The 13,367-nt window shown below is 68.9% G+C and carries 11 protein-coding genes and 2 pseudogenes; 4 read left to right on the top strand and 9 right to left on the bottom strand.

What is annotated here, in order from left to right; all coding sequences use genetic code 11:
* Positions 1-555: 555 nt before the first annotated feature.
* Positions 556-2,100, top strand: coding sequence for a hypothetical protein (locus tag SY89_RS12550; RefSeq protein ID WP_144427220.1), 1,545 nt, complete (start codon positions 556-558; stop codon positions 2,098-2,100).
* Here the strand turns inward: SY89_RS12550 and SY89_RS12555 are convergent.
* Complete coding sequence (locus SY89_RS12555) at positions 2,097-2,297, bottom strand: hypothetical protein (protein WP_054584475.1); 201 nt, start codon at positions 2,295-2,297, stop codon at positions 2,097-2,099. The genes SY89_RS12550 and SY89_RS12555 overlap by 4 nt on opposite strands.
* A 165-nt stretch (positions 2,298-2,462) precedes the next feature.
* Here SY89_RS12555 and tbsP point away from each other — a divergent pair.
* Together tbsP and SY89_RS12565 are read left to right on the top strand one after the other, a co-directional pair.
* Positions 2,463-3,283 (top strand): annotated as a pseudogene (gene tbsP, locus SY89_RS12560) (transcriptional regulator TbsP).
* A 45-nt stretch (positions 3,284-3,328) separates the two neighbouring features.
* A pseudogene (locus SY89_RS12565) lies at positions 3,329-5,043 on the top strand (YcaO-like family protein).
* Between the two features lie 158 nt (positions 5,044-5,201).
* Here the strand turns inward: SY89_RS12565 and SY89_RS12570 are convergent.
* The 6 genes from SY89_RS12570 to SY89_RS12595 all read right to left on the bottom strand — a co-directional run bounded on the left by SY89_RS12570 (position 5,202) and on the right by SY89_RS12595 (position 10,650).
* Positions 5,202-6,221, bottom strand: a complete 1,020-nt coding sequence (locus SY89_RS12570; protein WP_054584476.1) for an amidohydrolase family protein — start codon at positions 6,219-6,221, stop codon at positions 5,202-5,204.
* A 190-nt stretch (positions 6,222-6,411) separates the two neighbouring features.
* Positions 6,412-7,191: a heliorhodopsin HeR gene (gene heR / locus SY89_RS12575; protein ID WP_189319165.1), complete on the bottom strand. Its 780-nt coding sequence runs from the start codon at positions 7,189-7,191 to the stop codon at positions 6,412-6,414.
* 155 nt (positions 7,192-7,346) lie between these two features.
* Positions 7,347-7,724: a hypothetical protein gene (locus SY89_RS12580; protein ID WP_054584477.1), complete on the bottom strand. Its 378-nt coding sequence runs from the start codon at positions 7,722-7,724 to the stop codon at positions 7,347-7,349.
* Positions 7,717-7,935, bottom strand: a complete 219-nt coding sequence (locus tag SY89_RS12585) for a hypothetical protein (protein ID WP_054584478.1) — start codon at positions 7,933-7,935, stop codon at positions 7,717-7,719. The genes SY89_RS12580 and SY89_RS12585 overlap by 8 nt, the downstream gene beginning before the upstream one ends.
* 91 nt (positions 7,936-8,026) lie before the next feature.
* A complete protein-coding gene (locus SY89_RS12590) occupies positions 8,027-9,316 on the bottom strand; it encodes a saccharopine dehydrogenase family protein (RefSeq protein WP_054584479.1) in 1,290 nt (429 codons plus the stop codon).
* 113 nt (positions 9,317-9,429) lie between these two features.
* Positions 9,430-10,650, bottom strand: a complete 1,221-nt coding sequence (locus SY89_RS12595) for a carboxylate--amine ligase (RefSeq protein WP_054584480.1) — start codon at positions 10,648-10,650, stop codon at positions 9,430-9,432.
* A 184-nt stretch (positions 10,651-10,834) separates the two neighbouring features.
* Here SY89_RS12595 and SY89_RS12600 point away from each other — a divergent pair, with 184 nt between their 5' ends.
* Positions 10,835-11,101: a hypothetical protein gene (locus tag SY89_RS12600; protein ID WP_054584481.1), complete on the top strand. Its 267-nt coding sequence runs from the start codon at positions 10,835-10,837 to the stop codon at positions 11,099-11,101.
* A gap of 211 nt (positions 11,102-11,312) precedes the next feature.
* On the opposite strand, the gene SY89_RS12605 is transcribed toward SY89_RS12600, so the two are convergent.
* Together SY89_RS12605 and SY89_RS12610 are read right to left on the bottom strand one after the other, a co-directional pair.
* Entirely contained in the window at positions 11,313-12,005 is a 693-nt protein-coding gene (locus SY89_RS12605) for a DUF4382 domain-containing protein (protein ID WP_054584482.1), read from the bottom strand.
* 201 nt (positions 12,006-12,206) lie between these two features.
* Complete coding sequence (locus SY89_RS12610) at positions 12,207-13,361, bottom strand: acyl-CoA dehydrogenase family protein (RefSeq protein WP_054584483.1); 1,155 nt, start codon at positions 13,359-13,361, stop codon at positions 12,207-12,209.
* Between the last annotated feature and the right edge of the window lie 6 nt (positions 13,362-13,367).

A 13,367-nucleotide genomic window follows, 5' to 3' on the forward strand; every position in this document is an offset into this window, starting at 1 on the left:
GCCCCGACAGAGATTTAGCGGCTGACGGGTACCTTCCGGCAGACCGAACATGGAGGTCGAGTGCGACGACGACGGCGTTCGCGCCGTCGACGAAGCCAAAACGAGCGTTCGCGTCGCGGCCGACGGGTGGGCGCCGACAGCGACCGCGCCAGCGCTCGATCCGCCCGTCGACGCCGCCGTCACCGGCCGGACCGACCGACTCGAGTTCCCGCCGGCGTTCGCCTCCGTCACCGAGGTCGACACCGGGGAGTCGACGACGATTGGCGGCCGCGAGGGGCCGATCTCGTTTCCCGCGGGCGCCTACGAGATCCGGATCGCGGCGCCGGTCCGGGCGTACGTCCGCGTCAACGGCGAGTTCAGCCTCGCACAACCGGAGTTCGACCGACTGGTGCTCTCGTTCCCGGCGCCGACGGCGGTCTGTCTGGGGTTCCGCAGCCGGACCGGCACTCCGGAGTCGTCGGTGACCGTGCCGCCGACGCCGTCGGGGTGGCGACGGCACTGTCGACGTTTCCGGCGGCGTTTCAGTCGACGACGGCCGATCGGTCGTTCAGTTCGATGCGGACGCGCCCGCCGCGGCTCCGCTTCGGCGACCGCACCGAGATTCCCGACACCGTTCGGGAGCAGGTTCCCGACACCGGGATCGAACTCCGGCTCCCCCGATCTTTGTCGGCGCTGCTGCCGGCCGCCCCGCTCGCCCACTATCTCGGCGCCGAGGTGACCGTCGCCGACGGCGCCGAGCCGACGCTTCGAGCCGCGGACGAGCGGGTCGGCCTCGGCACGGGACGGGCGTACGAACAGCGGGTGGCATCGCTGCTGCGCCGGACGTTCTGGCTCGACTGCCTCGTCCGAACCGCGGGCCCCTACGACGCGAACACGATCGAGACCGACCTGCTCGACAGTCTCGCGATCGACGCCGATGCGCTCTACGACGCCAGTATCGCCGAGCGCCTGCTGGCGTACCGCGGGGTCGACCTCGACCCCGTCGAGGCGACGATGCCGGAGTGGCACCTCTCGCTGTACGTCGAGCCCAGCGAGGAGTACGTTCGGTGTCTCCCGTACCTGCTCGAGGACGTGCCGCAGCTGTTCACCCCGCGGAGCAGCCCGCTGAGCGACGAGGATCGGCTGGATAGCTCCCTGTCAGCGTTCTACCGGGACGGCGAGACGGCCCCCGAGCCGGTCGAACTCCGGAACGCCGACCTCGGCCCGAGCCGGTACCACGGCTGGCTCGCCGACGGCGTCGCGCTCGATACGTTCAAAACGCACCCGGCGGCGTACGAGAACCGGTCGATCTACCGGGAGCGATCCGACGAGGCGATCTCGGTGGTCGCGGTGCTCAACGAGTCCGAGATGAGCGAGGAACACTCCCGCGCCGCCGACATCTACCGGCGCCGGGCCGAACGGCTCAACATCGACATCGACGTGCGCGAGTGGCTGACGACGGCGGAGCTCGCCCGGACGATCGAGCGCCACCACGACCTGCTCCACTTCGTCGGCCACTGTGAGCCCTCGGGGCTGCGCTGTCCGGACGGCACGCTCTCCGTCTCCTCGGTCGATCGCTCGCGGGCGCAGACGTTCTTCCTGAACGCCTGTGGCTCCTACGAGGAGGGCCGGGAGCTGGTCCGGAAAGGCAGCGTCGCCGGCGCGGTCACGTTCGAGAAAGTGCTCGACAGCCACGCCGCGAAAGTCGGGACGATGTTCGCCCGGCTGGTGGTCCACGGCTACGCGATCGAACGCGCGCTCGAACTCGCCCGGCGGCGAGTGATCATGGGCAAAGATTACGCCGTCGTCGGCGACGGCACCCACGTTCTCGCCCAGACGGAGACGGTCGTCGGCGCCCAGGCCGAACTGGTTCACACCGACGACGGGTTCTCGCTGACCTACGGGATGCTGCCACCGGCGCGGGCCGGGGCGCGAGCGTACGTCAACCTCGACCGAGCGGACCGACCGATGCTACTTGGCAACGATCGAACGTTCGAGATGGACGCGACAACGCTCGTCCCGTTCCTCCGCCGCGGCGAGTTCCCCGTCATCTACCGCGGCGACATCCACTGGTCGTCAGCGCTCGCCGACGAACTCGCCGAGAGCCAGATCGACCACTAATCCTGGTCCGGGTCGGGGCCGAAGTCGACGGACCCCTCGGCGGTCGGCTCCGCCAGCGTCCCGTCGACCGCCATCGCCCCGTCCTGAAGCGCGAGAAACACCACTGCCGCCAGCAAGACGGCGACGAGTCGTGGGTGACGCGAGACGACTCCACCGATTCGAGCACTGGCTTCCGAAACCACGTTGTGTGGTGCCATAGTACGTGCACCGGGGCTATTGTAAAAAGAGTTACGTTAGATACACACAGCACGCAGCGACGTTGATTTCACGAATTAATAGAGAAGTAACTTCCGTTAGAAGGGCTGAGACGGCGATATTCCCGTTAATATTAAATACCGTGTGACGCATATACTCTACCAGTAATGAGTTCGAATTTACTCGGCGAGGAAATCGAGGATATCCTCCGGGAGAGCTTCGAAAACGCCGGCGACGAACTCCTGTTCGTCGATCCGTCGGCGGAAGCGATCGAAGCGCTGATCGCACTCGGCACCGAGTTCGAGGGCGAGCTCCCGACGGTGAAGGTACTAGCGGACGAACGCATGCTGAAAGACGTGATGGACGACTTCCTCGTCGCGAGCAACGCCGCCGACCTGGTCGAGGCTGGCAGCCTCGAGCTCCGGAACCTCGACGAGGAAACCGACAACGCGCTGCTGGTGACCGAGGATCGCACCGTCGCGATCGTCACCGCGGGCGACGCCGTCGCGGGGCTGGCGACCGACGACGAGGAGTTCGTCGCACTCGCCCACGACAACTACAGCGAGCGCTTCGATGCGGCCGAGACGTACAACCTCCGGACCCCGCGATCTCGCGCGTCCGTGAGACGATGGCGGCCGATATCGGCGATCAGTCCCGCGAGGACTTCGACACCGTGTTGAGCTCGCTCGAGACCGCCCGCGGCGACGGCGACGGGCTCGACGAGGTGACCATCTCGCTGCTGGTCGCCGCCAAGAACGACGTGCTGCTCTACGACATCAGCAAGTGGGGCGAGGACGTAGGGATCGCCTCGAAAGCGACGTTCTCCCGGACGAAGACCCGACTCGAGGAGCTCGGTCTGATCGACACCGAGAAGGTGCCCATCGACGTTGGCCGCCCGCGCCTGCGCCTGAAGCTGGGCGACGAGCGACTCCACGGCGCCGACGCCGAGGAGCTCGCGAGCGTCGCCCAGTCGATGATCGCCAGCTAAGCCGGCACCCGTTCCTTTTTGCGACGGGCGCTCCCTGCCCCACACATGGATATCGGACTCGTCGGGAGCGGCCCCGCCGCCGAGGCGATCGAGGCGGCGATGGCCGACCTCGACGCCCACATCGTCGACATCGGCAACGACGACTTCGCGGAGGTCGGGCTCTGTTTCGTCGTCGGCGCCGCCGGCGCGGACGCCTTCGGCACCGCCGCCGACAGCGCGCTCGATCGCTGGGTCGCCGTCGAGATCGGCGGCGTCGCCGGTCACACGATCGACCGGGTCGACGCCGCAGTGTCAGTGTTCTCCCCGGAGGCCGGCTGTTACCGCTGTCTCGAACAGCGGGTCGCCGCCACGACCGAGTCAAGCGACGAGAGCCCCTCCGCCCCGACGAGCGCCGTGCGATACGCGGGGGCACTGGCCGGGCGTCGGGCGACGCGGGTTCTCACCGGCGAGCGGTTGGGCGGGACGGTCGTGGAGGTCGGCGACGGCGCCGATACCCACCGCCGGTTCCAGCCGGTACCGTACTGTGGCTGTTCGCCCGGCCGCGACCGCACGCTCTCGCTGGCGTCCGCGGAGACGAGCCTCGACGACGCGGTCACCCGCGCCGAGGCGGCCGTCGACGGCCGCGTGGGGATGATCGAGCAGGTGGGCGAACAGGCGTCGTTCCCGCTGCCGTACTACCTCGCCGCGATCGCTGGGACCGAGGGGTTCTCCGACGCCGGCGCCGCCCCCTACGCCGCCGGCGCGGCCGTCGACTGGAACGAGGCGTACATGAAGGCGCTAGGGGAGGGGCTGGAGCGCTACGCCGCCGGCGTGTATCGCACCGCCGAGTTCCGCCGTGGGCCCGCGACGGCGCTCGACGACGCCGTCTTCCCGACCCGGTTCGTCACCACGGACGAGTTCGACCCGGACCCGAGCGCCGAGCGGCCGTGGGTGCCCGGCCTGGATCTAGCCAGCGAGGAGGGGGTGTGGCTCCCCGCAGAGGTCGTCCAGTACCCCCCGCCCGAGCGGCGTATCAAGCCGCCGATCACCACCGGGCTCGGCCTCGGTAGCTCGACCGTCGAAGCCGTAATCTCGGGCCTCTCGGAGGTGATCGAGCGCGACGCGACGATGCTCGGGTGGTACTCCGACTACGAACCGCTCGGCCTGTCAGTCGCCGACGACCGCTTTTGCGACCTCGAAAAGCGCGCCGCGGGCGAGGGGCTCTCGGTCTCGGTGACGCTGCTCACGCAGGATATCGACGTACCGGTCGTCGCCGCGACGGTCCACCGCGACGAGGGCGACTGGCCGCGGTTCGCCGCCGGGTCGGGCGCCGCGCTCGATCCCGTCGATGCCGCCACCGGCGCACTCGCGGAGGCGCTGCAGAACTGGACCGAACTCCGAGACATGGGTCCCGAGCAGGCGAACCAGGAGGGCGGCGCCATCGGCGAGTACGCCGACTTCCCGGCCCGGGCCCGGGAGCTCACCCACCCTGAGACGACCGTGCCGGCCGACTCGGTCGCCGACGACGCGGCGGGGCTGTCGGGCGAGGCCGCGCTCGACGCGCTGGTCGACCGCGTCGACGACACCGGGCTCACCCCTACGCCGCCCGGACGACGACTCGCGACGTGGCCGCCCTGGGGTTCGAAGGCGTTCGCGTGGTGATCCCGGAGGCCCAGCCCCTCTTTACCGGCGAGCCGTTCTTCGGCGACCGACTGGACCGCGTGGCGGCGTCGATGGGATTCGAGGCGAAGCCGGGGCGGGCGTACCACCCGTTCCCGTAACCAACCACGGCGCGCGACCTGTCGCGCGCTCCGCCGCGCGGCTACGGAGCGTGGTGCCGTGGTTGTGTGTAAAGAGACGTACTGCTCATGACCTGCCGCGCGCTCTACCGCCCGACAACGGAGCAAAATGCCGTGTTAATGTGTCACCCGAAGGATCGCTATAGCATCACGCCCTTTACGTCACCCTCGCCGGCCCGTCGAACTACCGCTCGCACGGGATCCTCGGCGCCGGCGAGGTTGTCCGAGTCACCGTCGAGCGTGAGCAGTTTGGCCGGTCGCCCTTCCTCGATCAGCCCGTACTCCTTCCCCGCGAGTTCGGCGCCGTTGTGAGTCGCCATCCGGAGCACCTCGGTCGCGCTCACGTCGGCGAGCTTGGCGGCGAACTCCATCTCCCGGAACATCGACGGCGAGTTGAGCATCACGTTGTCCGTGCCGAGCGCGACGGTCGTCCGCTCGACCAGTTCGCGGATCGGCGCCACGCCGACGTCGGTTACGAGGTTCGATCTGGGGCAGACGACGACCGGCAGCTGCTCGTTCTCGATCCGGTCGAGGTGTTCGTCTCTGGGGTGGACGACGTGGATCAGGAACGCCGGATCGAGATCCATCGCGGGTGTGAGATCGTGGGGATCGCGCTCACCGGCGTGGATGGCGAACGGTTTGCCCGCCTCGCGGCAGGCCTCGCGGAGATCGCCGAACTCGCCGTCGCGGGCGCCGCTGGCGCCGAACCCGTCGGCGGCACGCATCGCCGCGGCGCTCTCGCGGCCGAAGATCACGGGGTCGATGCGGCGGTCGGCCAGCGCGTCCCGGATCGCGTCGACGCCCTCCACGCCGCCCTCGCGGAACTCCAGGAACGCCGCGGTGCCGGAGTCCTCCATGAACTGGAGGCTGCGAGCCATCGCCCGCACCTTCTCCTCGCGGCTGGCCTGCCGGAGCAGGCGGTGTTTGAGCCCGTCCGGCGGCGCGACGAGTTCGTCCAGCGAGAGGCCGCCGCCGGCCTCCTTCGCGATCGAGTCGCCGATGTGGGTGTGCGCGTTGACGAACGCCGGGAGCACGATGTCGGTCGAGTCGGTCGCCGTCTCCTCGACGGCGGCGATCTCGCCGTCCTCGACGACGACGCGGCCCTCGGCGGGGTCGAACGACTCGCCCCGGAGGATCGTCCCTTCGAGCGTGGTAGCCATAGGCGAGCGTGGGGTCCGGGGGCCCATGAACGCGACGCCACGCGGTCGGCGCCCGGGGGCGAAGGGTAACGGCCTTCCGGACAGGGCGGCTACGGTCAGGTGGCCGATGACGACGGCACCGGGCCGAGCCGGACTCGGCATCCGGCGACGACGAGCCCTATGAGTGCCGAGGCCGACCGATTACCGACCCTTAGACAGGGGCGTTGAGGGCGCCGAAGAACACCTGCCAGGCGAGCAGTGACTTCGCGACGAGGCTGAGGACGATGTAGGTCTTCTCGCCGAACAGGTAGTCCTGCCACTTCCAACTCTCACGGTACTGCAGCACCATGTTGATCGCGAACAGGTTGAAGAACACGAACAAGCTGGCGTAGATCGCCAGCACGAAGTCCGGCGGGCCGCCGCCGTCGCTCCCGAGTACGGTGGCCACGATGGTGATGGCGATGACGACCCAGGGGACGAGGCCCGCAAAGGAGCCGATAACGTAGGCCGTCCAGTCGGTCGTCCCCGTGGTCTGGTTGTGCAGCTCCATCATGAGCCCCATCAGGTTCATCACGGCGACGAGCGAGAACAGCGCCAGGAGGGTCCCGAGGTCCCAGACGCCCGCGAGCATCGCGATGACGACGATCATCACCGACGCGCTGATCGAGTACTCGTACCAGCGATACGGGTTCATCCCGCGTTCCAGATACGCCACGTAGGAGTCGTACAGCACCGTCGCGATGAGGAGATGTGCGAGCGCCGACAGCAGCAGGAAGGCGGCGACGAGGTACGACAGTTGGACCGTGGTCCACGGTTCGAGGACGGGTGTGAGACGCTGGCTGCCTGCCTGGAACTCGAGGCTGGTGACGGTGACGGTCCACTTGAGCGGGGTGCTCAGGTAGATCATCAGCGCACCCTGAACGAAGTGCAGGAGGGCCATCACGGCGTTGAACTGGCGGAGCCGTCGATACTGTGTGGCGGATGTGGCCATACCCCATATTCGTCCCGGGTCGTTATGAGGATATGTTCTCTACCGACAGTTTCGCCGGAGCAATATCCGGAACCGGCCCTCGAACGGCGGTGTGGTGAGAGCGATCGGCCGAGTCGACGACCGGGGGTCAGTGCGTGCCCGGCCGCCGGGCGCCGTTACTGACGACGCCGCCCGGCCGCGAGGGCCCCGGCCCAGGCCGCCGAAACCGGGCCACAGAGCCTGATCTCTGCGGGATCAAGCCCGAACTGGTGTGCCAGCGGTCCCGGCGTGGCGCCGACGCCCAACACAGCCAGCGTCCGGTTTCGGGCCCGGATTTCGAATGCGAGATCGGCCGCCGTCAGCGCGCCGTGTAGGTGCCGGCGCTCGGTCCCCGGGACGCTCCGGAACGCCCGCACCGCGGCGACGAGCGACGGGAACTCGAGGAACAGTCGCTCGCCGGTCGACCGGAGAGTTGCCTCCACGCCGCCGACGGTCAGCGTGAGATCGGCGGCGACGGTGAGCGGTGGTGTCCCGCGATCGGCGCCGTCAGTCACGCTCGCGGGTGCTGATGCGGAGGGTGCCGTCGACCCGCCAGCGGGCGTGCTCGGCGTCGTCGCCGACCTTGCTGGGGACGTCGACCGCCATCTCCTCGAACTCGTACGTTATCTCGGCGCCGCGGCCAGTCAGTTTGTCGTAGAGCCCGACGGCGAGCTCCGGCCACGTCGACGTTTCCATCTCCTCGTCCGCGATTGTTGACTCGGACATACCTAACCTATCACTGCGCAGTAAAAATCAGTATTTTCCAGTTGTCGATCGGGTGGCAACTGTTGTGGACACGCTGGGGACCCGGCTGGACCTATTTCGCGTCGGCGCCAGCGGCCGTCGACGGCGCCTCCACTGTGCGGGCTGTCGCGGTGAACCCGGCGTCGCGGAGCCGGTCGACGAGCGGGGCGCCGATGCCCGAGGCGGGCGTGAGCACGCCGCCATCCAGCGGCGAGTCGACGTGGCCGCGGACGAGACAGACAGCGGACTCGCCGAGCATCCGTGCGGCCGCGCCGTAGCCCGGGTCGAGGTCGGTGCCGAACTCGGCCACGACGCTGAACGAGCCGTCCCGGGCCGTCCCACGGCCGTGAACGGACACCGTGAAGTGGCCGTTCTCGATCTGTTCGGTGCTCGGGCCCTCGCCGGGGGCAGGGAACAGGAACCGACGGACGGCCCGCCGCGCCGGACCTACGGACATCGCCGCCGTGAACAGCCCCAGACCGCCGGCGAGGAGCGTCGCACCCGCCGCGCCGCGCAGCCCGGATCCGGTGGCGACGACCTCCGTACAGCGGAACTCTCGGCCCCAAGGGTAGCCAAGCAGGGCGTTACTGCGCCGAACGACGCGTTCGTTCACCTGCGCCATCGGCGACGGCGCGGTCCAGACCGACCGGGTCGAGTCGTGCCGCGGCAAGCGGTCGCCGCCGGTGTCGACGCCGTCGCGCTCGCCGGCCGGCGCCAGCGAGTAGGGGTTCCGGAGCGTCTCCCGAGCCAGCGGATCGTTCGACGCGGCCTCGAACACCGCGGCCATGCTCGCCAGGGTGCCGCCGCTCACGCCGCCGCTGGCGTCGTCGACGGAGATGCGAACCGTCTCGCACGGCGCGTCGAACGCCTCGAGCGCGTAGGACTGTGCGAGCAGGGTGCCGATGTCCGCGGGCACGGAGTCGAACCCACAGCTGTGGACGATCCGCGTCCCGGCGTCGACCGCCGCCTCGTGGTAGCGGTCGATCATCTCGCGGATCCAGTTCACTTCCCCAGTCAGGTCGCAGTAGTCGGTTCCGGCTTCGACGCATGCCGCGACCAGAGGCGTGCCGTATCGCGTGTACGGCCCGACGGTCGTGCAGACGACCCGGGTACTGCGGGCGATTTCCTGGAGGCTCTCGGGCTCCGTCGCATCGCCGACGACCGTCGGGATCGCCTCCCACGCCTCGCTTTCGTCGGTGAGGTCGGCGGCGACCGACGCCAACCGGTTGGGATCTCGCCCGCCGAGCGCCAGCGAGAGCGTCTCCGGCCTGTACTGCTCCGTGAGGTATGCGGCCGTCAAGCGGCCGGCGAACCCAGTGGCACCCCACACGACGAGGTCGTACTGTCGGGCATCCGCTCCCATTCGTCACCGTTGGGTCCCCGGGAGCAAAACAGGCAGGGGCCCTTCGGAGTGAGCTGTCGCCGGTCGGTCCAGCAGGCGGCCGGCTATCGACGCCGGCGGTGGGGCGGGCAGCCCTACGGGAGTCGGTCGTCGACGCCGTCGGGGAGCACTTTCCGGAGGCCGGCGATGAACGGTCCGGGGTCGTCGAGCGCGAGGTAGTCGAAGCGCGGCTCGCGGGCGATCGAGGACGCGATCTCCCAGACGGTGCCGGGGACCGACGGTCGCTCGACGTGTGGCGACTCCTCGGTGAGCACGCTCGCGAGATACCCCATCTCGCCGCGGAGCATGTGGGTGCCGACGCCGACGTCGTACTCGCAGTCGATCTCGTCGGCACGGCCGGTCGCCGCCAGCCAGTAGTAGTACGGGTAGTCCGCCCCCGCCCACACCGTCGAGGGCAGCGACTGCCACATCCGAGGGTTGATCTCCGTGAGAACGTACTCGCCGGTGTCGGCGTCCCGCATGTACTCGATACAGGCGAGGCCGTGCCAGTCGAGTTCCGCCAGCAGCGCCCGGCCCACCCGTTCCAACTCGGGATCGGCAGTCGAGCGCCGGTAGACGCCGCCGCCGCCGGTGTAGGAGTTGCCCCGGATCTGTCGGTGCTGGAACGTCGCCAGGGGCTCGCCGTGGTCGTACAGCCCGGTGAACATGAACTCCTCGTCGTAGTGGACGAACTCCTGCACGATCGGGTCGTGGCCCATCGAGCGCCGGAGTTCGTCGGGATCCGGAGGGTCCTCGCGGACGACATGGTGGATCTCTTTCACCACGTCGATGTCGTCGGGCGTCAGGCCGTCGATGAAGGCGTCCGTCAGGACGTTGTACCGGGACTTGATCAGCAGATCGTCGTCCCAGTCGTCCACGTCGGCCAGCAGCCGGGTCTCGGGGACGGGCACGCCAGCCGACTCGGCGACGGCAGCCAGCTCGAGTCGGTCCTGGACGGTCGTCAGCTGGGCCATCGACGGCACCACCAGCGAGACGTGCTCGGCGAACGCGTCCTCGTAGCGCGAGAGCACGTAGCAGTCCTCCGGTCGGACCGGGATCACCGTCCGCACGTCCTCGCGTGCCGCGAGTTCGAGGAGTGCGTCGCGGTACGCCACCAGCCCCTCGCGAGGCGGCGGGAGCGACACGAACTCGTCACAGTAGCGGGAGGCAGCGGCGGGCACGCCCGACTTCTCGGAGGCGACGATCGAGCCGACCCCCTGCCGGGCGAGAGACCGGACACAGACGTAACTCGCCGCGTCGTGCCCCGTCGGAATCAGGGCACGTAGGCGGGTCCGGTGGCTGTCGGATAGCTCCATAGCGGCGGTCTTGCAGCCCCCGGCGATTAGTATACACGCACAACCAACCGAATGGACAGCATAACCTCGATCCAACCCCAATCAGCGAGCCGCGTCTCCCCGCAGATCACGAGACGGGTCGCCGAGAGCCGTCGACGCCGCCGGGGGCCGAGCGATCGCGCCCACCGCACGCCGCGCTGTCCGGGTGGGTAGTCGGCTGCGACTGCAAGGACCGCACGCCGACGGCCGCCGGGACGGGAAGCTGGCGACCGTTCCGGTGCCCGCCGGGGCGGTGGATACCGTGCTCGCGGCGCTGTACGGCGCCGGCCTCGACGAGACCACCTCCACCGTCGTCACGGACGTGCAGCGGGCCACCGTCCCGAACGTCGAAGAGATAACGGACCGGTACGTCGAGGGGCCGAGCGGCGACCGCGGCGTCTCGAACGATCAAGTCCGCGAGCGAGCGATCTGACGCCGGACACGGTGACGTATCTCGCCTTCGCTATCGCCAGCGCGGTCGTCGCCAGCGCAACGTCGACGACGAACAGCAACACCCACCCGAACGTGACGATCTCGACGAACGGTGGCCACCAGCGTTCGGCATCCATTTACGGCGCATCGGCGCTAGCGACCCAAAACGGTGCGTCCGGCGAACGTCGCCCTGAAAAAGCGCGCTGGCTACGTTACTGGCTCGGCGTCGCCGTCGCGGTGTCCTCTGTCGTCTCCGAGTAGGAGACCTCGGTGCCGGATGCGACCGGCTGGAGGAGGTACGAGCCCGTCTGGCCGCGTTTCACCGGCGTGAAGTCGGCGGTGAACGTCGTCCGCTGGTTCTCGCGGATCTCGAACGGCTCCTTGAACTGCAGCGGCGCCTCGCCGGGCGTCCCCACGTCGGCGTCACCGCCGTCGGAGAGCGTGGCGTCGACGCCCGACACGTCGAGCTGGAGGTACGCGTACGTGCCCGTCTCGAGTTCGCGTTCGTCGATGAGCGCGGTGTTGCCGTCCTGCAGCTGGACGAGGTCGGCCTCCTGGGGCTCGTCGTACTCGTAGTACGTACGTTCGTCGCTCCGGTCGATGTCCTCCTCGTCCTGCTGTTCGACCGCCTCGGTCGACTCGGTACTCTCGCTCGTGTCGGTGCCCTCGGGTGTATCAGTAGTCCCCTCGGTCTCTGTCCCCTCGCTCTCCTTCACCCAGAACCCCTGGACGGTGACGACGCAGCGCTCGAAGTCCGAGATGTCTCCCGGTGCGTCCTTCACTTTGGTCGCGAGCGTCCCCGTCGCCGACCCTCCCGAACAGCCGGCGAGCGCCGTCATGCCGGCGAGGCCGACTGCGGCCGCCGCTCGGAGGTAGGTTCGTCGTGATGTCGTTGTGTCGTGCATGCAGGCTGGACGAGTGGCCGGGGAGGGGTAAACCATCGAGATACTCGGCCGGGGTTTGGGGCGCGTTTAGCCCAGTTAACCACGGATTAAGCCGCAGAAACCGCCAGCAGCCGGGCGGGCCGACTGAACACACCGGTCGTCGCGGTTCGGCCCGCCTCGCACGCGCAGTTCGAGGCCGCGGTCGGTGGGCTCGGACCGCGTTCAGTACCCCTCGCCGAGCAGTTCGCGGGCGACGATGTTCTTCTGGATCTCGGTGGTCCCCTCGTAGATCTGGGTGATTTTCGCGTCGCGGTAGAGCCGCTCCACGTCGAAGTCGTCGACGAAGCCGGCGCCGCCGTGGATCTGGACCGCCTCGTCGGCGGCGTCGGTCGCCACGTCGGAGGCGAACTCCTTGGCCATCGACGCCAGCATGGTGAGGTCGTCCTCAGCGTGGTCGACGCTCCAGGCCGACTTGTACGTGAGCTGGCGGGCGGCTTCGGTTCGGGTGTGCATCTCCGAGAGCTTGTGCCGGATCGCCTGGAACTCCGAGATCGGGCGGCCGAACTGCTCGCGTTCCTCGGCGTAGGAGAGCGCCCGTTCGTTGGCGCCCTTGGCGATGCCGACCGCCTGGGCGGCGACCATCGTTCGGGTCTCGTCGAAGAACTGCATCAGCTGGGGGAACCCCATCCCGCGCTGGCCCACGAGGTTCTCCTCGGGCACGCGCACGTCGTCGAACCGGAGCTCCGCGGTGTCGCTCGCGCGGATCCCCAGCTTCCCGGTGATCTTCTCGCTCTCGAACCCGTCGCGGTCGCGCTCGATCAGGATCTGGGAGAAGCCGGTGTAGCGGTCGCCCACGTCGGGGTCGGTCTCGCACATCACGACGAAGTAGTCGCCGATCGAGCCGTTGGTGATCCACATCTTCGAGCCGTTCACCACCCACTCGTCGCCGTCCTTCTCGGCCCGCGTCGACAGCGAACTCACGTCCGACCCGGCGTGGGGCTCGCTGATCGCCGCGCCCATCACCGCCTCGCCCTGGGCAATCGGCGGGAGGTACTGCTCCTTCTGCTCCTCGGTGCCGAACTCCATGATCGCCTCGGCGCCGAAGCCCGCGCTGGTGACACAGAGCCCGATCCCGGGGTCGACCGCGAACAGCTCCTCGGTCACCAGCGCCATATCCAGCGTCGAGTAGCCGACGCCGCCGTACTCCATCGGGAAGTGGGCGCCCGTCAGCCCCATCTCGGCGGCTTTCTCGACGATCTCGGCGGGGTACTTCTCCTCGCGGTCGTACTCGTCGGCGACGGGCCTGATCTCGTTCTCGGCGAACCGGCGCACTTCCTCGCGAAGCTGCTCCTGCTCCTGGGTCAGTCCGTAGTCCATGCCCTA

This window comes from Halolamina pelagica (assembly GCF_001307315.1).
GTDB classification, from domain to species: Archaea; Halobacteriota; Halobacteria; order Halobacteriales; family Haloferacaceae; genus Halolamina; species Halolamina pelagica_B.